Annotated in this window: 17 protein-coding genes; 15 read left to right on the top strand and 2 right to left on the bottom strand. The window is 59.4% G+C overall.

Annotated elements, in window-relative coordinates:
- Positions 1–4: 4 nt before the first annotated feature.
- Positions 5–1,612, bottom strand: coding sequence for an ABC transporter substrate-binding protein (locus EGT36_RS25350; protein WP_125271288.1), 1,608 nt, complete (start codon positions 1,610–1,612; stop codon positions 5–7).
- A 398-nt stretch (positions 1,613–2,010) separates the two neighbouring features.
- Between EGT36_RS25350 and EGT36_RS25345 the strand changes: the two genes are divergently transcribed.
- The 14 genes from EGT36_RS25345 (at position 2,011) to EGT36_RS25275 (ending at position 19,176) form a co-directional block, all read left to right on the top strand.
- Entirely contained in the window at positions 2,011–2,853 is an 843-nt protein-coding gene (locus EGT36_RS25345) for an NADPH-dependent oxidoreductase (protein WP_125271287.1), read from the top strand.
- 301 nt (positions 2,854–3,154) lie between these two features.
- Positions 3,155–4,180, top strand: a complete 1,026-nt coding sequence (locus tag EGT36_RS25340; RefSeq protein WP_125271286.1) for a ketopantoate reductase family protein — start codon at positions 3,155–3,157, stop codon at positions 4,178–4,180.
- Positions 4,181–4,231: 51 nt separating this feature from the next.
- Positions 4,232–4,804: a TetR/AcrR family transcriptional regulator gene (locus tag EGT36_RS25335; RefSeq protein WP_022562817.1), complete on the top strand. Its 573-nt coding sequence runs from the start codon at positions 4,232–4,234 to the stop codon at positions 4,802–4,804.
- Between the two features lie 12 nt (positions 4,805–4,816).
- Complete coding sequence (locus EGT36_RS25330; protein ID WP_004445352.1) at positions 4,817–5,419, top strand: 2-hydroxychromene-2-carboxylate isomerase; 603 nt, start codon at positions 4,817–4,819, stop codon at positions 5,417–5,419.
- Between the two features lie 110 nt (positions 5,420–5,529).
- Positions 5,530–6,906, top strand: a complete 1,377-nt coding sequence (locus tag EGT36_RS25325; RefSeq protein WP_125271285.1) for an FAD-binding oxidoreductase — start codon at positions 5,530–5,532, stop codon at positions 6,904–6,906.
- A 38-nt stretch (positions 6,907–6,944) separates the two neighbouring features.
- On the top strand, positions 6,945–9,311 hold the full coding sequence (locus tag EGT36_RS25320) for a molybdopterin guanine dinucleotide-containing S/N-oxide reductase (protein ID WP_286084338.1): 2,367 nt from the start codon (positions 6,945–6,947) through the stop codon (positions 9,309–9,311).
- Positions 9,312–9,684: 373 nt separating this feature from the next.
- Entirely contained in the window at positions 9,685–11,340 is a 1,656-nt protein-coding gene (locus EGT36_RS25310) for an ABC transporter substrate-binding protein (RefSeq protein WP_035206982.1), read from the top strand.
- Between the two features lie 37 nt (positions 11,341–11,377).
- Entirely contained in the window at positions 11,378–12,388 is a 1,011-nt protein-coding gene (locus EGT36_RS25305) for an ABC transporter permease (protein WP_125271284.1), read from the top strand.
- Positions 12,385–13,230 (top strand): ABC transporter permease, encoded by an 846-nt coding sequence (locus EGT36_RS25300; protein ID WP_004445358.1) that lies wholly within the window; start codon positions 12,385–12,387, stop codon positions 13,228–13,230. Before EGT36_RS25305 ends, EGT36_RS25300 begins: the two co-directional genes overlap by 4 nt.
- Complete coding sequence (locus tag EGT36_RS25295) at positions 13,209–14,927, top strand: dipeptide ABC transporter ATP-binding protein (RefSeq protein WP_125271283.1); 1,719 nt, start codon at positions 13,209–13,211, stop codon at positions 14,925–14,927. The genes EGT36_RS25300 and EGT36_RS25295 overlap by 22 nt, the downstream gene beginning before the upstream one ends.
- Positions 14,924–16,057, top strand: a complete 1,134-nt coding sequence (locus EGT36_RS25290) for an LLM class flavin-dependent oxidoreductase (RefSeq protein WP_022562825.1) — start codon at positions 14,924–14,926, stop codon at positions 16,055–16,057. Before EGT36_RS25295 ends, EGT36_RS25290 begins: the two co-directional genes overlap by 4 nt.
- Before the next feature lie 108 nt (positions 16,058–16,165).
- Positions 16,166–17,269, top strand: a complete 1,104-nt coding sequence (locus tag EGT36_RS25285; protein ID WP_004445361.1) for an LLM class flavin-dependent oxidoreductase — start codon at positions 16,166–16,168, stop codon at positions 17,267–17,269.
- Positions 17,270–17,382: 113 nt separating this feature from the next.
- Positions 17,383–18,564: an acyl-CoA dehydrogenase family protein gene (locus EGT36_RS25280; protein ID WP_048902886.1), complete on the top strand. Its 1,182-nt coding sequence runs from the start codon at positions 17,383–17,385 to the stop codon at positions 18,562–18,564.
- Between the two features lie 51 nt (positions 18,565–18,615).
- A complete protein-coding gene (locus EGT36_RS25275; RefSeq protein ID WP_112766227.1) occupies positions 18,616–19,176 on the top strand; it encodes an NAD(P)H-dependent oxidoreductase in 561 nt (186 codons plus the stop codon).
- Between the two features lie 362 nt (positions 19,177–19,538).
- On the opposite strand, the gene EGT36_RS25270 is transcribed toward EGT36_RS25275, so the two are convergent.
- Positions 19,539–20,312, bottom strand: coding sequence for an SDR family oxidoreductase (locus EGT36_RS25270; protein ID WP_125271282.1), 774 nt, complete (start codon positions 20,310–20,312; stop codon positions 19,539–19,541).
- Between the two features lie 87 nt (positions 20,313–20,399).
- Between EGT36_RS25270 and EGT36_RS25265 the strand changes: the two genes are divergently transcribed.
- On the top strand, positions 20,400–21,017 hold the full coding sequence (locus tag EGT36_RS25265) for a TetR/AcrR family transcriptional regulator (protein ID WP_004445367.1): 618 nt from the start codon (positions 20,400–20,402) through the stop codon (positions 21,015–21,017).
- The last annotated feature ends 56 nt before the right edge of the window (positions 21,018–21,073 follow it).

The raw sequence follows: 21,073 nt of genomic DNA, 5'->3' as shown, positions 1-21,073 counted from the left end.
GGTTTCAAGCGGTCGGATCGAGCCACAGATCGCCGAAACTCCAGTTCAGCCCCTGCGCGCCGGTGACATAGTTCCTGACCCGCTTGTGCGCCACGATCTGGCTTCCCGCCGCCACGAGATCGACGGAGGCAACGTCGTCATGGATAAGATGCTGGAACTTGCTCCAGGTTACCCAGCGTTTCTTCGGATCCGGTTCGATGGCGGCCGCCTCAAGAAGCGCATCCGCCTCTGGATTGGCGTAGTTTGCCGCATTGGAAAAAGGCAGCCCGATCCTGAAATTCTTGCTCCAGTAGGCGCGCTGGATACCGAGCGACGGGTCGAAGGTATTGGAGAGGGATTCCACCACAAGATCAAAGGCGCGGTCGGTGTAGACAGTTTTCAGATAGGTTGGCAGGTCGTATTTGCGGATTTCAACGGCAATGCCGATCTTTTCAAGCTGGCTGCGAAGAACATCGGCATAGCCTGGTGTCAGATAGGAATTATACGTCAATCGTACTGGAAAACGCTTGCCGTCCTCCTTGCGCGGATATCCCGCCGCGTCGAGTAACTTTTCCGCCTCTTTCGGGTCGTAGGCATATGGCTTGACCGAAGCATCATACCAGTTGGGAAGGGCCGTGCTGACGGGGCTGGGTGATATCTGCGCATAACCGAAGAGCGCCACATTGACGATCTCATCGAGGTTGATTGCCTTCGCAATGGCCAGGCGAACATCTTTCTTGCGGAAGATTTCGTTATCATAATTGAAGAACAACTGCTGCTGCGGACCCGCATAGGCATAGGTGTTCGTATCCAGAACGAGATCGGGGTTCTGCTTCAGCCGTTCGAGATCCGCCAGCGGCACGGGGTTGTCGCCAAGATCGACTTCCCCCGTCTCCAGCGCCACTGCCCGCGCAGCCGGGTCGGTGATGATGCGCAGGATGATGCGATCAAGATAGGGTTTGCCAGCATCCCAATAATCGGGATTTCGATCGAAGATTAGATGGCTCCCCGGCGTCCATTCGGTCAGTTTGAAGGGGCCGGTGCCAATAGCAGTCTGCAGCGTCTGGCCATCGGCGGGCTTCAGCTTTTCGAAAATATGCTTCGGCACGATCGGCGATTCCGAACTCGATTGCGCAGCAATCAGGAACGGTGCGGGTTTGGACAGAACGATAATGGCAGTGAGGGGATCCGGCGTCTCCACCGCCTGAACGTTCTGGTAGGTTATGCGGCCGCGCGGGTGTGCTTCTTTCAGGCGGAAAATCGAAAAGGCAACGTCTTCCGATGTAAAATCTTTGCCGTCATGCCATTTCACATTTGGCCTGAGTTTGAACGTATAACGCAGGTGGTCATCGGAAACGGACCATTCCGTTGCCAGCAAGGGCTGCGGCTTGAGGTCGAAATCGAATGTGAGGAGGCCTTCAACAATCTTCGGGCCGATCGCCTGCCCCGTGCCTGACGATGTGTTGATGGCGAAAAGCGCGTTGCCGGGATCGACACGATAAAGCAGCCTGAGCGTGCCGCCGGAGACGGGCCGGCTCGCATCGCCGCCCGCTGCGAAGACCGAACCAGGCAGGGCCGTTCCTGCTGTTGCCAAAAGAAGCATTTTATTGAACTGCCGGCGTCCGATCGTCATGAAAATCCCCGTTTGAAAACGTCGTTTCGATGACGAAAGCATCGGGGCAATGCAGCGCATTCCTAAGGATAAAATTCTTCCTCCTAGTCGAAGAAATCATTCCTTGCGGAATTTTATTTCAATACTTAGGCAAACAGGCACCAAAACTCGCGCTGAATTGCCCCATCCATCGGGATCTTCGTTGCGCATCCGGAGCAGATGGTGGAATGCGAAGAAATCTCGCCGGCGTTTGTTTCAGCATTCCCGTGGAAATGTTGTTTCATCTCAAAATCGCGATTGAGAAGGACATTGCTCGGCAGATGCCTCGGCCGGCCATATCAAATCACAGGAATTTACCACCTTTCTGATCCGCACATTCGAGCCCGACCCTTCCACCCCCAATTATGGAGTTTCATCCGATGACCCCGCCCAGTCCGATTACCAAACTGGAAATCCCACAGCAGCGCGTCGAGGCCCGTTATGGAACGCAGGCCGATTTTTCTCCGCCTTTCTGGAATGACACCATCGACGCCTTGCTGAACCATCGCACCGCCCGCGCCTATCTGCCCAAGGCTCTCCCGGAGGGCAGCCTGGAGCTTCTGGTCGCCGCCGCGCAATCAGCGCCCACATCATCCAATCTTCAGGCGTGGAGTGTGGTTGCGGTGCAGGACAAGGAGCGCAAGGCACGACTGGCGGGTTTCACCGGCGGCAACGCTCATATAAAGAATGCCCCCCTTTTCCTCATCTGGCTTATCGACCTGAAGCGGTTGCGCACGGTCGCTTCAAGCCAGGGGAATGAGGGCGAAGGACTGGATTACCTGGAAAGCTTCCTGATCGGCGCCATCGACGCTGCATTGGCAGCGCAGAACGCTGTAGCCGCAATTGATTCAGTCGGCTTGGGCTCCTGCTACGTCGGCGGCATCCGCAACAGGCCGGAGGACGTGGCCCGCGAACTCAACCTACCTGCCGAGACGGTTGCCGTCTTCGGCCTGACGGTCGGCTATCCTGACCCAGCGGTAAAAACAGATGTCAAACCGCGCTTGTCACAATCATCCGTTCTGTTTCATGAAACCTATTCGGAACCCGCCCACGATGACCTCAATTCTTATGATGAGGTATTAAAGGTGTTTCAGGAAAAACAGGGCCTGCCCCAAAATGGCTGGACAGGGCCCATTTCCCAGCGTGTGGAGAACGCCGCCGCGCTGAAGGGCCGTGCGGAACTGAGCCGGACGTTGCGTCGCCTCGGTTTCGCTATCAAATAAATTCCATTGCGGCTGACGGTATCAAACGAAGGCGCGCCCTTGCCCCGGCGATACAAGGCGCGGGCCGGGGCGGCGCAATCTCTCCCGAAATCACCGGTTTCGGGAACTTATTTTCTATAAAATTAGTAGATATAGAATGACCGGTCTTCCTTTGCCCCGCTCGAAGGCCTTACGATCCGTTCAGAATGCTCCGGAACGCATCCTGCCACCGTCCTCAACCGCCGCCGAAACCGCCGAACCAATCACCACACCAATATCTCCGTAGATCCGGAGCGTAAAAAGACAGGACGAGAAACGACAGATGCCACGTTATGTTATCATTGGCGCCGGCGCGGTGGGCGCGAGCCTTGCAGCACAGTTTGCACTTTCCGGCATTGATTATGCACTTTTCGGGCGGGGAGCCCAGATAAGCCATATCAGGCAGCATGGCCTCACCTTTCAACGACCCGCACAGACGCGGCAGATCGATCTGAAGGTCTTCGACCTGACGGATCTTCCGGAATTGAGACGGGATGATATCCTCCTGCTCACGGTGAAGGCTCAGGATGCCATAAGCGCACTCGCCTTCTGGTCCTGGCAGAACGTCTCCAACACGACGGCACCGGCGGCTGCACAGCTGCCTATAGTGACTTTTCAAAATGGACTGGCGACTGAAGCCAATGCCCTGAGAACATTTTCCAGGGTGTATGGCGCAAGCATTCTGACACCGGCGCGGTTCACAGAAACCGGGAAGGTGGTGGTTGGCGGCGAGCCGCAACTGGGCATCGTGACGGTCGGGCGTTTTCCGCTCGGACAGGATGACGTGACGACGCAGGTCACGGCAGACCTCAACAGGGCGGGATATCTTGCCGAGGCCAGCGACGATATCCGCCGCTGGAAAGCGGCAAAGCTCCTTCACAACGTTCGCAACGTCCTCGAACTGTTCGACGGCCCGGCCGATCTGAACGACAAGATCAGCGCGGCGCTGGTGGATGAAGCCCGCCATGTGCTCGACGCGGCAGGTTACACCCTCGCCTCGCCCTCCGAGCGAACCTTAGACATCTCGAACTGGCGAGTAGCGCCGAACAGCGGCATTCACCCGGGCCAGCAATCGACGTGGCAGAGTTTCAGGCGCGGAGCCTCAAGCGAGGTGGATTTCCTCAACGGAGAGATCGTATTGCTCGGCCGGCTTCACAATGTGCCAACGCCCTATAACGACGCTGTTCAGACGCTGGCCGGCAAACTGGCGCAACAGGGCGGGTTTTCAAAGCCGCTGCCGCTCGATGCAATCACGTCGCTCATCGCCGGCCCGGACCGGCCGGCGCCCAATCCCGCCAGCCCTTCGTGACCGGCGGCCTCAAGCAGTGCGATTTATCAAACGACAGTGTGAAACGATATAATGAGAGAAGCCATATCAGACCATATACTCACCGCCGCCGGCACGCTCTTCTATCGCGAAGGCATCCGGGCTGTCGGCATCGATCGGATCATCGAGGAAGCGAATGTCGCGAAGGCGACGCTCTACCGGCATTTCCCTTCGAAGGATCATCTTGTTGCAGCCTATCTGGAAGCGCGTCATGAGCGGGTGATCCACGCGCTTCAGAACGTGGTGGATGCGGACATGGCTCCGAAGGAGCAGATCCGGCTGATTTTCGAGCAACTCCACGAAAAGGCCGACAGCCCGGATTTTCGCGGCTGCGCCTTCGCTCTCGCGGTTGCCGAACATGGCGAATCCGAGCGGGTCGTGTTCGTTGCGCGTACCCATAAGGCGAAGGTCAGGGACCTGTTCGCCGCTATCCTGGCGAGGGCCGGCAGCACAGTGGAGATCGCCGCCGCCCATCTCTCACTTCTCTACGAAGGGGCGCTGGCGACCGTCGCGGTTGGACGCGACCCCAAGGCGGTGCTGATCGCGCGTGACTGCGCTCTCTCCGTTTTCGCCACGGCCGCCGCCTCCACCGATCAACCGAACTGAAAGCAGCAGACAATGACAAAGACGATCGATTATTTCTTCAGCATCGGCTCACCCTGGGCCTTCATAGGTGTTGAACCCTTTGCTGCCCTGGCGAAACAGCAGGGCGCCACTATCCGCCCTCACCTTATTCCGCTGATCGAGGAAAACGGTGGCATTTACTCAAAAAATCGCCCGGAGGCCAGACGCGCCTACTGGATCACGGATCTGAAGCGGTGGGCAGCATTGCGCGGAAAAGTGCTCAATTTCGACAATCGCGCTGCGCTCTCGGATCCGTCCCCGGCAGGCCTGATGGTTGCGGCGGCAATCGAGAAGGGTGAAGACTGGCTGAAGCTTGCAGTTGCACTGCAGGAGGCTTTCTGGGTCCGCCGTGAAGACATCGGCAAGGCCGACATCCGCCAGGCCATCGCGACGGCTGCAGGCTTCGATGCTGTAGCCCTCGATGAACATGGCAAAAGCGACGCGGTTGCTGTCTTGCAGAAGGCGAGCTTCGAAGCTGCCAGGGCCGCCGGTGTGTTCGGGGTTCCGACCTATCGCTATCAGGATGAACTCTACTGGGGGCAGGACAGCCTTCCGTTCCTCGAGCGTCATCTCAGGGGCGAAAAACTGGCCGCCTGATGTTCACCGCCAGATGGCGGAGACGGTCTGGCGTCGCCAGCCGCGCGCCTCGCCCTCAAGGTTTGTAAGTCTGTCGCATCGTTTTGCGACCCGCCTACACGGAATGTTTTATGCCTGACCTGTCTCCTTCTCTCATCCGGTCCCTGCGAGACCTCCTCGGGGAGCGTCTTTCAACGTCGCCGACACTGCGCGAGCAGCACGGGCGCGGCGAGGCGCATCACGCAGCCGCCTTTCCCGATGCGGTCGCTTTCGCGGAAACCACCTCCGAAGTGTCCGAGATCGTGCGGCTATGTGCGGCGGAAAGCGTGCCCGTCATCGCTTTTGGCGCCGGCACTTCGCTGGAAGGGCATCTGACAGCCGTCAATGGCGGGGTCTCGATCGACCTTTCACGCATGTCGAAAATCACCCGTATCAGCAGTGAAGATCTGGATTGTACGGTCGAGGCCGGGGTAACGCGGGAGCAGTTGAACACATATCTACGAGACATGGGACTGTTCTTTCCCATCGATCCCGGCGCAAACGCTTCGATTGGCGGCATGGCTGCAACCCGCGCTTCCGGCACCAACGCCGTCCGCTACGGAACAATGCGTGAAAACGTACTGGGCCTGACCGTGGTGCTACCGACCGGCCAGGTTATCAAAACCGGCGGTCGCGCCAGAAAGTCTTCTGCCGGATACGACCTGACCCGGCTGTTCGTGGGTTCGGAAGGAACGCTGGGGATCATCACCGAAATAACCCTTCGCCTCTATGGAATACCCGAAACCATCTCGGCGGCGCTCTGCTCTTTCGAGAGCGTCGAACAGGCAGTCGCGGCGGCCATTCAGGTCGTGCAACTCGGCATCCCCGTCGCCCGCATGGAGCTCATGGACCGTGGCCTGATCACGGCCGTCAATGCCTATTCCGGACTGGAGCTGAAGATCCAGGACACATTGGCTTTCGAGTTTCACGGCTCGCCCGCCGGCGTTCAGGAGCAGGTCGATATGGTGTCCGCCATTGTGGAAGACCATGGCGGCAAGGATTTCGAGTGGGCCAACGCCCCTGAAGAACGCAATCGCCTCTGGAAAGCGCGCCACAACGCGTTTTATGCTGTCGTATCGCAAAGGCCAAACGCCAAAGGCTGGTCTTCGGATGTCTGTGTTCCGGTCTCGCAGCTCAGCAACTGCATATTGAAGACCCGCGAGCTCCTGCAGGATTGCAGCGTACCGGCTGCCATTCTCGGCCATGTCGGCGATGGCAATTATCATGTCGTCTTCGCGGTCGATCCCGGCAATGCGGAAGAGCTCGGCGAGGTGGCGGCCATCAACAAGAAGATGGTGCAATACGCCCTCTCGGTCGGCGGCACCTCGACCGGCGAACATGGCGTGGGCACCGGCAAGATCGCCTACCTGCGTGAAGAGCATGGTGACGCGGTCGATCTTATGGCGCTCATCAAACATGCAGTCGATCCAGCCGGCATCATGAATCCCGGCAAAATCCTGCCGAGATAGAATGTTACTTTGCGATCCGCGACCGCTGGGGCGACACGATGAATTCCTTCAAGACTCACAGTTCTCACTGGGGGGCCTTCTCCGGGCGGCTCACAAATGGGCGACTGGAGATAAAGCCTCACTCCGGCGACCCCCATCCATCCCCGCTACTGGGCAATCTTCCGGCGATCGCCGACAGCCCCGTCCGCATCCGACGGCCCGCTGTCCGGCGGGGGTGGCTTGAGCGCGAAACCGACCATGCACAGCGACGGGGCGCTGACGACTATGTCGAGGTCAGCTGGGCCGAAGCGACGACACTGGTCGCCGACGAACTGAGGCGGGTCTACGACAGTCACGGTCCAAGCGCCGTGTTCGGCGGCTCCTATGGCTGGTCCAGTGCCGGTCGCTTTCATCACGCGCAAAGCCAGATCCACCGCTTCTTGAATGTCCTCGGCGGATATGTCCGGTCGGTCAACACCTATAGTTCCGGTGCGGCCATGGTCATAATCCCCCATGTCCTGGGCCCTTATGACAGCTTCGACCGAAAGAGCGTGACCTGGGATGCCATCGAACGCAGCAGCGAGCTGGTGCTCGCCTTTGGCGGGATGGCGATCAAGAATGCCGATGTCCACGGCGGAGGGATCAGCACGCACACGGTCCGGCAAAAACTTGCCGGCGCGAAGGCTCGCGGTGCGCATTTCACATTCATCAGCCCTCTGGCAGACGATTTCCCCGCTGAGGCGGATGCCGAGTGGCTTCCCATCATCCCGGGCACCGACGTGGCGATGATGCTCGGGCTGGCGCACGTCCTCGTTACGGAGGGGCTGCACGACCGGAGGTTTCTGGAGCGTTATACGGTCGGATATGACCGGTTTGAAAACTATCTTCTCGGCAGGGAGGACGGCCAGCACAAAAGCCCGGAATGGGCGGCCGAAATCTGCAACATCGCGCCGGACACAATACGCAAGCTGGCGCACAGGATGGCCGGTTCGAGAACCCTGATCACCGTCAGTCATTCGCTGCAGCGGGCCGATTACGGAGAGCAGCCGGTGTGGATGGGCATTGTGCTTGCCGCCATGCTCGGCCAGATCGGATCGGACGGCGGCGGATTTTCTTATTCCCTTGGCGCGTTGGGCAATATCGGCAAGAACCTGCTCGCCGTTCCCCTGCCAACGCTGCAGCAATTCAAAAACCCTGTGCCGGACTATATTCCCTGCGCACGCATCTCCGATATGCTGCTCAATCCCGGCGCCGAGTTCCATTACAACGGGCGCACGCTTCTTTATCCTGACATCCGGCTTGTCTATTGGGCGGGCGGCAATCCATTTCACCATCATCAGGATATCAACCGGTTGCGAGCTGCTTTCAGGCGGCCGGAAACGATCATCGTCCACGAGTCCGCCTGGACCTCCACCGCCAGACACGCCGATATCGTGCTGCCCGCCACGACCACGCTTGAGCGTGACGACATCGGCGCCGCCGATCGCGATCCGCTGATGATCGCCATGAAGCGCCTGATCGCCCCCGTCGGCGAAGCACGCGACGATTACGAAATATTCGCCGGCATTGCCCGCGAACTCGGCAGGTTCGAGGCCTTCACCGAAAACCGCAGCAGCGGAGAATGGCTTGCCTTTCTATACGAAACGACCCGTCAGGCACTTGCCGCGTCGGGCCATGAGGCGCCGGACTTTGAAACCTTCTGGGAACGCGGAGAACTGTCCCTTCCAGTCAAGCCGGACGACGGTGGACCGGCGCGCGCTTTCCTTGAGAATCCCGCAACGAAACCGCTGGCGACCCCCTCAGGAAAGATCGAGATTTTTTCCGGGACCGTCGAGGGTTTCGGTTATGATGACTGCAAGGGTCATCCGCGCTGGTATCCACCCAGAGTGGAAACTCCAGACGATGCGCACCTCTATCCGCTGCATCTCGTCTGCAATCAACCATATCAACGCCTGCACAGTCAGCTGGACTATGGCGATTTCAGCCGTTCCACCAAGATCATGGACAGGGAGCCCGTCCGTATCCATCCAGCCGACGCCTCGGCTCGTGGAATATCTGACGGCGATGTCGTGAGGCTTTTTAATCAGCGCGGCAGCTGCCTGGCGGGCGCCCTTCTCAGTGAAGACGTCATGCCGGGGGTAATGCAGCTCGCTACCGGCGCCTGGTTCGAACCAGAGGATCCAACTGCCGAAAACTCGATATGCATCCACGGAAATCCAAATATTCTGACCCGCGATATCGGCACATCGAAACTGTCGCAGGCATCGACCGGCCAGATCGCGAAGGTGGAGATCGAGCGCTTCACCGGGGCTCTGCCGCCCGTGACAATTTTCCAGGCCATGCGATTTGTATCGCCAGACCAGGTCGGCCCAGACGCCGAGCCGTCGTCACTCCACGCCGGAACCCCGCATTCCAAGGGGCCCTGAAACACCAATCCAAACAGCCGCCGAAATGACGATAAAATAATTCACTAAATCCATAGAAAAAGAATAACCAGTCTTTCTCCCTCACGCCTGACTGCTAGGTTAAGGGCAAGACGGACAGCGCAGAAGGGGATCGCGCCATGACTGGAATATGTAGAAGCGGGCGCGCTCCTCAGCCACGCAGGTTCTCGGGAACCGCTCGCTAGCGTCGCGTCGCCCAATCAGGCCACCAATGAACTCAAGCATCTCCTGCTCGGCCGAGAGGCCGGCGCGGCAACGGTTTGACATGCGTTTGAGCAGCCACCGCAGACGCACGCGCACACCAGGAGATGCCGAAATTGCAACGAAAAAACTTTGGAATTTTCAGGATCATACAATGACAAAGCGTCCTTTCTCATCGTCTCTTTCGCGTCGCCGCCTGCTTCTTACGGCTTCGCTCGCTGTTTCCGCCTCGCTGTTTTTATCGACGGCTGCACCTTTGAGTGCTGTGGCCGCAGACACGCCACATGATGGCGGTGACATCACGTTTCTGATCGATTCCCTGGGCGACACGTGGATCCCCAATAACAGCGCGATCTCCAGTTTCCAGGGCCATATATGGGGTCATGTCACGGATAAGCTGCTGTACGTCGATGCCGAAGGCAAGGTCAGCCCGTGGATTGCCGAGCGCTGGGAGCAGAACGACACCGCGACGGAGTTCACCCTCCACCTCAAAAGCGGCGTGACTTTCTCCGATGGCGAACCACTGGATGCCAAGGCCGTCGTTGCCAATCTCGACATCTGGTATGCCGGCCGCAAGAACGAGGGCATCAACCCGATCGGCCTCTTCCCCAAGACCTATGATCACGCCGAAGCGGTTGATGCGACGACGGTCAAGGTTTTCTTCAAGAAGCCCACGCTCGGGTTCATTCCGACGCTTGGCTACCACGGCTCCATCCTGATCTCTCCCAAGACCATTGCCCAGCCTGCCGGCCAGCAGGCGGACCTCAGCAAGACCGCCGGCAGCGGACCCTATGTGGTGGAGTCCTGGAAAGAGGGCGACCACGTCACCCTGGTCAAGCGCAAGGACTATAATTGGGGTCCCGCCGCAGTCGGCCACACCGGCCCCGCCTATCTCGATACCATCACCTACAAGCTGGTCTCTGAGCCATCCCTTCGCGTCGCCTCCGTTCAGTCCGGTCAGGCGGATGTCGCCTACAACGCCTCGCCCCAGGAACTGAAATCGCTCAAGGAGGAAGGCTTCACCATCGCGACCCCGCGTTATCTCGGCTTCGTCAACGGCTGGGCCGTCAACACCAAGCTTCAGCCCTATGATGATGTGAAGGTGCGTCAGGCACTTCAGGCAGGCATCAACCGTCAGGAAATCATCGACACAGTCTATACGCAGGACTGGAAGCTCGCGACGTCCTTCATCCAGAGCAACGTCCCGGGAGCCACGGATCACAGCGATCTCCTCGCCTATAACCCGGACAAGTCGGAAAAGCTTCTGGACGAAGCCGGATGGGTCAAGGGTGCGGACGGCGTTCGCGTGAAGGACGGCAAGCCGCTGGAATTGACGATCCATTCCAATCCTTATCTGGCAACCTCGAAATCAGTCGATGAGCTGATTGCCCAGCAGCTCGGCCGGCTTGGATGGAAGGTCAATATCAGGGCGTATGATGTCGTGACCTTTGGCGAGAAGGTCAAATTCGGTGGCGCCGCCGTTCCGACATATGAAGTCACCCGCAGCTTTATCGACGCCGGTACGGTCGCAAGCATCCTGACCAACGCCAATAATGGCGAGAACTGGTTTGCGCTGGACGAGCGTGATGCGACGCTCAACGACCTGCGCGACAAGATCGCTGGTGCAGGTTCCGTCGAGGATCGGAAGCCTCTGCTCGATGGCCTGCAAAAATACGTGCTGGAACAGGGCTACTTCATCCCGCGCACGCAAATCGTTCAGCGCATTTACGTGCAATCGCCGAAGCTGAAGGGCGAAGTCTATAACGGCGTCGCTTATGCCAGCTATTACACAGCTTTCATTGCCGAATGACGCCAGCACCACCGAGTAACGTCAAGGAGGTGACGGCATGAGCAATGCCTACCTAACCTACGCCGCAAAGCGGCTCGGCCAGGCGATCGTCGTCATCCTTCTGGCCTATGTCTTCACCTTCGTGGTCGTCAGCGTCCTGCCTGGCGACCCGATCACCAGCGTTCTGCGCAACCCGCAGAACGGCTTTACCGAGCAGGAGATTACCGAAATCATTGCGGCACAGGGGCTGGACCAGCCGATCATCGTGCAGCTCTGGCACTCCCTGTCGGCCTTCCTGACAGGCGATCTGGGCATCTCGATGCGCTCCAACCGACCGGTCTCGACGCTCATCGCCGAGGTGCTGCCATCGACGCTGGTCTTGGCCACCGCCGGGCTGACCGTGGCGCTGATCCTCGCCTTTGCGGTCGCCTACGGCACGCAGGTCGTGCCGAAGCGTTACGGACAGGGATTGCTGCGCGCCTTCCCTTCCCTGTTCCTGTCGACACCCAATTTCGTCATCGGCCTGTTTCTGATCCACCTTTTCGGTTTTCAGCTCAGGCTGTTCCGGGTCATCGAACCCGACAGTTTCTGGGCCACGCTGTTTGCGGCGATCACCATCGGCATACCGTTTTCCGCACAGATTGCGGAGGTCCTGATCGCCAATCTCGATCATGAGGCAGAGCAGGATTACGCAGCGGTTGCCCGCAGTCGCGGCATCGGGCCAAGACGGCTTTTCACAACACATCTCCTCAAGCCCGCCTCCTTGCCCGTGGTGACGGTTATCGCCCTCACCGTCGGCGAACTTCTGGGCAACTCGCTGATTACGGAGACGGTATTCGGCCGCACCGGTATCGGCAGTCTCGTCCAGCGTTCCGTCAGCACTCAGGATCTGCCGGTCCTGCAGGCGATCGTCTCGCTGGGGGCCGTGGTATTCGTCGTCGTCAACCTCATCGCCGATCTCCTCTATCCGCTGCTCGATCCAAGGGTGAAAATTATCGTTGGCCGAAAACGCCGCCTGTCGACGATCGACGACACGTCGCTTGGCCTTGAAACGGGGGCCAAACCATGAGCCTTATTTCCAGCCCGGCTTCCATCAGCAATCCGTTGGAGAGACTGAAAACTCTCAACATAACTGCAACGGTCGCCCTCTCCCTGCTTGTCATCGCAATCGTCGTCGCCTGGTCGATCGCACCGCAGCTTTTCACCACCCAAAGCCCGATCAACGGCGTCCCGGCTGACAAGCTTCTTGCGCCAAGTTTTGCCCATTGGTTCGGCACGGATCATCTCGGGCGCGATCTCTATACACGGGTCGTTTATGGCACCGCTTCATCTGTATCGAGCGCTTTGGTCGCTGTCGTCATCGGCGTCGTCATCGGCGGTGTGATCGGTCTGCTTGCCGGATTTTTCGGCGGCTGGGTGGATATCGTCTTTGCACGTTTTGTCGACGTGCTGTTATCCATCCCGAAGTTCCTGCTGGCGGTCATCATCGTCACGGCAATCGGCTTCGAGACAATCAACGCCGCCATTGCGACAGGCATATCGGCGATCGCCTTCTTCGCCCGTGTGGCGCGCTCAGAGGTCATCAAGACGCGTCAGGCGACCTTCGTGGAGGCATCGTTTCTCTCGGGTGGCTCACGCGGCTACATCGTGCTGAGACATGTGCTGCCAAACGCATCCCGCTCGATGTTGCCGCTGGCCGTCCTGCAATTCGGCGAGTCCATTCTCGTCATCGCCAGCCTCGCCTTCCTCGGCTACGGCGATCCGCCGCCCTCTTCCGACTGGGGCCTGCTGATCTCGATCGGCAAGGACTACCTCAAATGGCCCTGGCTCGTTTATGCGCCCGCGTTCGTTACGATCGTGACCGTCCTCTCTGTCAACAGGATCAGCCGATGGCTTCGCAAATCGCATTGAAAACAGCGCCGACCCCTCCCCGGATAGTGGCAGAGGCTCCGCAGCCCGCCATACCCCTGCTCGGCGTTGAAAATCTTGCCGTGTCCTACGGGCGGCAGGAGGTCGTGCACGGTGTCAGCTTCGAGCTTGGGCGTGGCGAAAGTCTTGCGCTGATCGGAGAATCCGGTTCGGGAAAGTCGACCATCGCAAAGGCTGTACTAAGACTGCTTCCCAACGGCGCAAACGCCACGGGCCGGGTCGTTTTCGACAGGCAGGACATTCTGGCATTGCCGGAACGGCGCTTCAGGCCTTTTCGTGGCCGCGAAATCGGCTTCGTGCCGCAGGATCCGGGCAACTCTCTCAATCCAGTGAGAACAATCGGCGCGCAGGCGCTGGAGGCGGCAGCGCTGACGCAAGAGGCCAACCCCGCAATCCGCAAGCTCCTCATTCTGGAAACATTCGCGAAGGTGGGTCTCGACAATCCGCAACGGGTTTACGATTCCTATCCGCATCAACTGTCGGGCGGAATGCTGCAGCGCGTGCTGATCGCGCTCGCAATATTACCGCGCCCCGCGCTGCTGGTGGCGGATGAGCCGACGTCGGCGCTCGACGTCACAATCCAGAAACGCATTCTCGATCTCCTCTCCCGTCTTCGCGATGAGCTGAACATCAGCCTGCTTCTCATCACCCATGATCTCGCAATAGCGGCGGAGAGGGCGGACAATCTCGTCGTGCTGAAGAACGGCGTCGTGCAGGAAGCGGGCAGGACATCGGCTGTTTTTTCCTCCCCCTCCTCTCCCTATGCCAAAAAACTCCATGGCGACGTGCCCGCGCTCAACCCGGAGCGTTATGCCAAATTTCGCGATCCGGGGTTCAGCCTTCTCGATAGTGACAAATCGCCAAAGATCGCTGTCAGCGGCGTTACCAAGCGCTTCACCGTCGATGGCAAAACCCTGACCGCTGTGGATGATATTTCGTTTACGGTTCCGGCAGGCACGACACACGCGCTTGTCGGCGAATCCGGCTCCGGGAAAACCACGACCATCCGCCTGCTGCTGGGGCTCGAGCAGCCGGAAAGCGGCACCATCACGGTTGCCGACGAGAGCGTTACAAGCAAGAGCCGCGCTTCCCTGCGGTCGGTATGGCGGCATCTGCAACTGGTTTACCAGAACCCGTTCACGTCACTCGACCCGACATGGAAGGTGGGCCAGCTTGTTCGTGAGCCGCTCGACAGATTCGAGATCGGTACTCCGAAGGAGCGATCCGAGCAGGTGCGGCAAGCTCTCGCAAATGTCGGCTTGAGCGAGCACCTCATGGAACGCAAGCCATCAGCCCTGTCAGGCGGGCAGCGTCAGCGTGTGGCAATTGCCCGTTCGCTGGTCCTCAAGCCTGATGTGATCGTGTTGGACGAACCCACATCCGCTCTCGATGTCAGCGTTCAGGCGGATATCGTCGAGGTTTTGCTGTCGCTGCAGGCGAAGCTCGGACTGACCTATGTCTTTGTTTCGCATGACCTCGCCCTCGTCAGGCAACTTGCGCACAGCGTTTCCGTGATGCAGCGAGGCCGCATTGTCGAACATGGGACCGTCACCGAGATTTTCGGCAATCCGCGACACGAATACACCGCGTCGCTGCTGAACTCCATCCCATCGGGCATCGCCGGAACGGCCCGCACCCATGCAGCCCCGCACGCGCTGCGGAAGGAACAACTCGCATGAATATTGCAGCAGCGTCGCGCGACCTTCCCGCATTGTTCCGGCCGAAAAGCCGGCTGGGTTTCAATACGCGGGTATCATTCAACGACGATGACGGTCCGGCAAAGGGGCTCCGACAGGGCATAGAATTGTTCAGACAGGCGGAAAGGCTGGGGTATCAGTCCGGCTGGGCCTATCAGCGCCATTTCGACCACTATCTTTCTTCCCCGTTGCCCTTCTTTGCGGCGGTCGGCCAGCATACGCGGCACATTACGCTTGGCTCCGCCGTCATCCCGATGCGTTATCAGGACCCCATTCTGCTGGCCGAAGCGGCGGGCACGACCGACCTGCTGATCGACGGCCGGCTTGAACTTGCGATTTCAACCGGGGCAAATGGGGCGTTCGATGCCGTATTCGGATCCGTGGATACCGATGCCCGGACAGAGGCAAAGCGGCGACAGTCGCGTTTTCTTGCCGCCATTGCCGGTGATGTTCTGCACGTTGTTACGCCGAACGACGTTGGTGCGCCTCCGGGAGCCGAGTTGCGGGTGACCCCACACAGCCCCACCTTGCGCAGCCGTATCCGACAGGGCTCCGCCAGTATCGATTCAGCGATTCAGGCCGCCGAACTCGGTATCGGCCTGATTTCCGGTACCGTCCTTCACGATCAGGACGAAGGCGAGACGTTTGGCCAATATCAGGCGCGTATCATCGATGCCTATCGCACTCACTGGCTGCGAATCTGGAAGACAACGCCGCCTCCGGTCGCCGTTGCAGCGTCGATCCTGGTCGGCACCACTCCGGAACTGCGGGAAAAATATGCCGCCTATGACCTTGAACGTCGCACAGTCGGCATTGCGGCCTCACGCCCGAAGGGTGCGCTGGCTCCTGCCGGCCAACCGGCTGGTGCCATGATTTCCCCCGTTTTTCAGGGCGCACCGGATACGGTCATTGAGGCGGTACTGAGCGACCCCGGGCTGGCGGCCGCGGATGAGCTCGTCCTCTTTTTGCCTCCGGCTTTCGGATTGACCGAAAACGTAAGATTGCTCACCGATCTTGCGACGACGGTTGCTCCCTCCCTGGGGTGGAAACCCGGCCCCTATGACGCAGATGCAGGCCCGGCGGCAATCGCCGGTTCTAGGCCACCAGAATAGTCAGGCAATATTTTCTACATTTTCCATAGAAATAGAAAGACCTGTCTTCCTCATATGCCACGTCGGCTTTAGCTTTCACTCGACATTTAGAAACAGCAAGGAGCTCCCATGGCTGCGGAATTCATCAGCGTCAGCTTTCCCAACGCATCCAATGATCTGAACCCCATCCCTGATGCTCCGGTCGATCCGCTGTTTCTGGAACGTTACGCGCGTGCACTGGATGACTACGGGTTCAACTACACGCTCATTCCCTATTCCTCCTCTTCGTTCGATCCCTTTACGCTGGGTGCGACGGTGCTTGCGCACACGAAGAACATCAAGATCATTGTCGCGCTCCGCCCCAACACCGTTTATCCGACGGTTGCGGCCAAGTCCCTCGCCACACTCGACCAGTTGAGCGGCGGGCGCGTTGTCGTCCACTTCATCGCGGGCGGGAGCGACGAGGAGCAGGCACGCGAAGGCGATTTCCTCAACAAGGAAGAGCGTTACGAGCGTCAGGAAGAATATATCCGCATTCTTCGCCTTGCATGGGCTTCGACGGAGCCGTTCGATTTCGAAGGCAAATACTACCAGTTCAAGCAGTTCCGCAGCGCCGTGCGTCCGACCAATGGCCTTATCCCGATTTCGCTCGGCGGCTCTTCGGATGCTGCTTATCGTATCGGCGGCTCCCTTTGCGACATTTTCGGCCTCTGGGGCGAACCGCTGGCTGAAACAAAACAGCAGATTGACCGTATCTACGCCGAAGCCGCAAAAGCCGGACGCACCGACCGCCCCCGGATCTGGGTTACATTCCGGCCGATCGTCGCCGAAACGGATGAACTGGCCTGGGAAAAGGCGCACAGGGTTCTCGACCGTCTGAACGAGAACCGCCAGAAGGGCCTGTCTCGTGCCCCGGTCAATGCAGCGCCTCCTGCCAATATCGGGTCCCAGCGTCTGCTGGATATCGCCAAGCGCGGCGACGTCCATGACCGCGCACTCTGGTATCCGACAGTTACCGCCACCAATGCCAGCGGCGCGACGACCGCCCTGGTCGGGTCGCCACGCACGATCGCCGACTCCATTCTCGACTATATCGACCTTGGCGCCGATCTGATTTCGATCCGTGGATACGACAACTATAATGATGCCGTAGACTACGGACGATACATCCTGCCCCTCGTCCGCGAGGGTATTCGCGAACGCGAAGAGGCGAAGAAGAAGGCAGCCGCCTGATGACGGCAGTCCGACCACGCCGTCGGACCGATCCACCTCTCTTCCAAGACCGGGATCATCCACCCCTGTGACGGATGATCCCGCCTGCCGACCATGAGAAAGCCGCTATCCGCATGTCCTATGACCCCACCGCACTCGACGCAGCCGCGCGCGTCCTTTCCGAAGCCGCACCGGATGCGGATCAGACCGGTCAGTTTCCCTGGACCGGTATTCGCGCCGTTCATAAGGCTGGACTTCTCGAAAGCACGGTGGCCACGCGTTATGGCGGACCGGGAGGAACCTTGAGCACCGCAGCCCATATTCTGGCGGCGCTCGGGCGAGGCGATCCTTCTGTAGCGCTTATCAGCGCAATGACGATTTTTACACATCTCGGGCAGGCCACGAAGGGCCATTGGCCGGACGGTCTCTACAGGGAACTTCTTTCACAGGCAAAGCAGCAGCCGCTTCTTCTGAACGCCGCGCGTGTGGAACCAGAGCTGGGGTCGCCGGCCCGCGGCGGATTGCCGTCCACGCGTGCGCACCGGACGGCAAATGGCTGGTCGATCACGGGCCGCAAGCGCTTCGTAACGGGTGCCTATGGCCTCACCCATTTTCTCGTCTGGGCGCATACCGATGAGGTTCAGCCACGAGTCGGCACCTTCGTTGTCCCCAACGGTCTGCCCGGCATCAAGATTATCGAGAACTGGAAAAGCCTCGGCATGCGGGCGACCGGTTCGCACGATGTCGAGTACACCGAAGTTGAAATCCCGGCAGAAAATGTGCTGGAGCTCGTTGATCCCTCGGTCGCCCAGCAGGATAATCGCGGCCACGCGGCAATGACGCTTGCACTCACTGCCATCTATCTGGGCGCGGCCGAAGCCGCCCAAGAAGCGTTCATCCGCTTCGCGCATGAGCGCGTGCCGGCTAATCTTGGCCGCCCGATTGCGCAAACGGAACGTTTCGTTGAACTCTCGGGTGAAATCGACCTTCTGGTTGCCGGCGCCCGCCAGATCATCTTTGGCGCGCTCGCAAACCATATTGGCGATGCCGAACACCTGATAAGGGCCCGCCTTCTCGCCGGGAGGCAAATCCGCGACGCTGTCCAGCTGGCGGTCCGCGGCATCGGCAACCCCGGTCTCAATGCCGATCTCGGGCTCGAGCGTCATTTCCGGGATATCCAGTCAGTCCTCGTCCATGCACCTCAGGAAGACACGTCCGTCGCCATTCTCGGACGCGCCGCCTTTGAGAAGTGGAAGACCGGCGAGAATGATCGATCGGCACATCCGGCCGGGCTGTCGATTCTCAAGACGGCCTAGGGCGCGCAGACACAAACCGCATTTATGCAGGATCACCCGAAAGAAAGTTCAATGAGCAACAATCTGATCGTCGGTTTCTCCGGCAACACATCGCGGCCATCAAGCACAAAGCGCTTCGTCGAAAGCGTCAGCGAGGCGCTGGCCGGCCAACTGGGCCTGCAACATCAGGTTTTCGACGTTGAGGATCTCGGCTCCTCCCTAAGCTCGGCACGATCCGTAGCAGACCTGGAAGGCAGCGCGCGGCAGGTCATTCAGACCATCATCGACGCTGAAGCTCTGGTGATCGGTTCACCGACTTACAAGGGAAGCTATACCGGCCTCTTCAAACACGTCATCGATCTTCTCGATCCCGCCGACCTCAGGGGCAAACCTGTCATCTTGACGGCGACAGGCGGCGGGGACCGGCACTCGCTTGTGGTGGAACACCAACTCAGGCCGCTATTTGCCTTTTTCGAAGCCTTCGTGACGCCGACCGCAATCTACACCTCCGGCCGGGATTACGTGGAAGGGCAGGTTTCTCCCGTGGTGAACGCCCGGGTAAATCAGGCAATCGCAGAAGCCGCGCTTCTCGTCAAAGCTCGTTTCGGAAACGTAACAATCGCGGCAGAATAATTTAGAAATGGACGGCCTTTGCCAAGGCAGTCTGCAGGCGCGACCGAAAGCTATCGGAATTCGGCGGAACCCGCCGCGACAGCGCCGGTGGCTTTGCCTTGGGCTGCATCCCGCTCGATGGTCGTGCAAAGCGTTTAGACGGCGTGCCGGCAGGATCAATCTGCAGGGATCGGCGCGTCACATGTCCGCGACCACGCGTTTGCGCGTAGCTCGGCGGCACCGCACAAAGGGATAACGACGCCACGGACACGCGTAGCGCCCGTGGATGTGATGATAAACGACAAGCAAGCTGAACTTAATCAGACTCTCCTCGTGGGCTGCTTTTGCTTGAACAGCTTTAGCTAAAGCAAGAGCAACGTACCCTAGATGCGGGCGCCGCCCGTTGCATCGATCATCTGGCCCGTGGTCCAGCGGGCATCGCTGGATGCGAGGAAGGTAATCACGTCGGCGATATCCTCCGCCTTTCCGACGCGCGAAAATACAGAGAGGGCTTCAGCGCCAGCGCGCGCTTCCGGAGACGACAGCCACTCTGCATTCATGTCGGTTTCCGTGACACCCGGCAGCACGGCATTGACTGTGATACCGCGCGTAGCAAACTCCGGTGCCAGCGCCAATGTCAACGTTTCCAGCGCGCCCTTGGACGCGGCGTAAGCGGGATGAGTCGGCGCTGCGATGCGCGTAAACCCGGTCGACACGTTGATAATACGGCCCTTTTCACGGATGTGGTCGGCCACGGCCTGGATCAGGAAAAACGGCGCCTTGTAGTTGATCGTCATCACCTCATCGAACGCGGCTTCGCTCGTCTGCTTCAATGGCAGTGCGGGCGCGATACCGGCATTGTTCACGAGAATATCGAGAGCGGTCGAGCCCGTCTCGACATGCGCTGCTTCGCTGAACTGCGCCCACAGGCTGTCAGCCGCGTCCTTGCCCTGTCTGAGATCGGCCTTCACGGCGACGGCCTTGACGCCGAGCCCTTCGATCTCGCGCACCGTGGCATTGGCCGCATCCGCGTTGGCGGCATAATGCACGCCAATCAGCGCGGCACCCTCCCTGGCAAAGGCGAGGGCAACCGCCCGGCCGATCCCGCGTGAACCTCCAGTGATAAGGGCTGTCTTGTCTGCAAGTCGTCTGGACATTGATCACTCCGTTGCCAAAATAAATAGTGACCCCTACAATAAGGAGCGAAACACATCTGTCAACAATATAATAGGGATCACTATTTTATGGAGACACCAGTCCGCAGACGAGGCAGACCCCGCCTGCTCGATCGCGACGTTGGGCTCGACATCGCGGCGCGGCTGTTTTGGGAGCGCGGCTACGAAGGAACCTCGACCGCCGATCTGACGAAAGCGATGGGCATCAACCCCCCGACGCTCTATTCGATGTTCGGATCGAAGGAGGAGTTGTACCGCCAGGCGCTGGATTTCAGCATTGCTCGTGAAAACAGCCGTCGATCCGACATATTGCAATCCGATCTGCCGCTTTACGAAGCTCTGAGGCTTTACCTCTACGATATTGCCGATGGAGACACCCAGCCGGACAAGCCGCGCGGATGCATGGTCTCCACGGCCGTCCTGCAGCATGCGGAAGAAAATGCATCCGTAGCGCGTCTGACGGCGACATTGCGCGAGGCATCAATGCAGGCCCTCAAGACCCGCTTCGACCGTGCAGTCGACGAAGGGGAACTGCCGGCGCGAACCGATACCGACACGCTTGCCCGCTTTTATGGTGCAATCATCCAGGGCATGTCCGCCCAAGCCTGCGACGGCGCCTGCAACGCCTTGCTGAAGCGGCTGATCGACCTTGCTCTCGCAGCTTGGCCCGGAACGCGTATCCCCTGACGGGGAGCAGGCCCGCCGGGTGAGCTGACGATCATATCGTTACCCAGATCGGAACT

Origin of the sequence: Agrobacterium sp. FDAARGOS_525, from assembly GCF_003938925.1 — a bacterium.
In the GTDB taxonomy this organism is placed as follows: domain Bacteria; phylum Pseudomonadota; class Alphaproteobacteria; order Rhizobiales; family Rhizobiaceae; genus Agrobacterium; species Agrobacterium pusense.
This window is presented reverse-complemented; position numbering and strand designations above follow the sequence as displayed.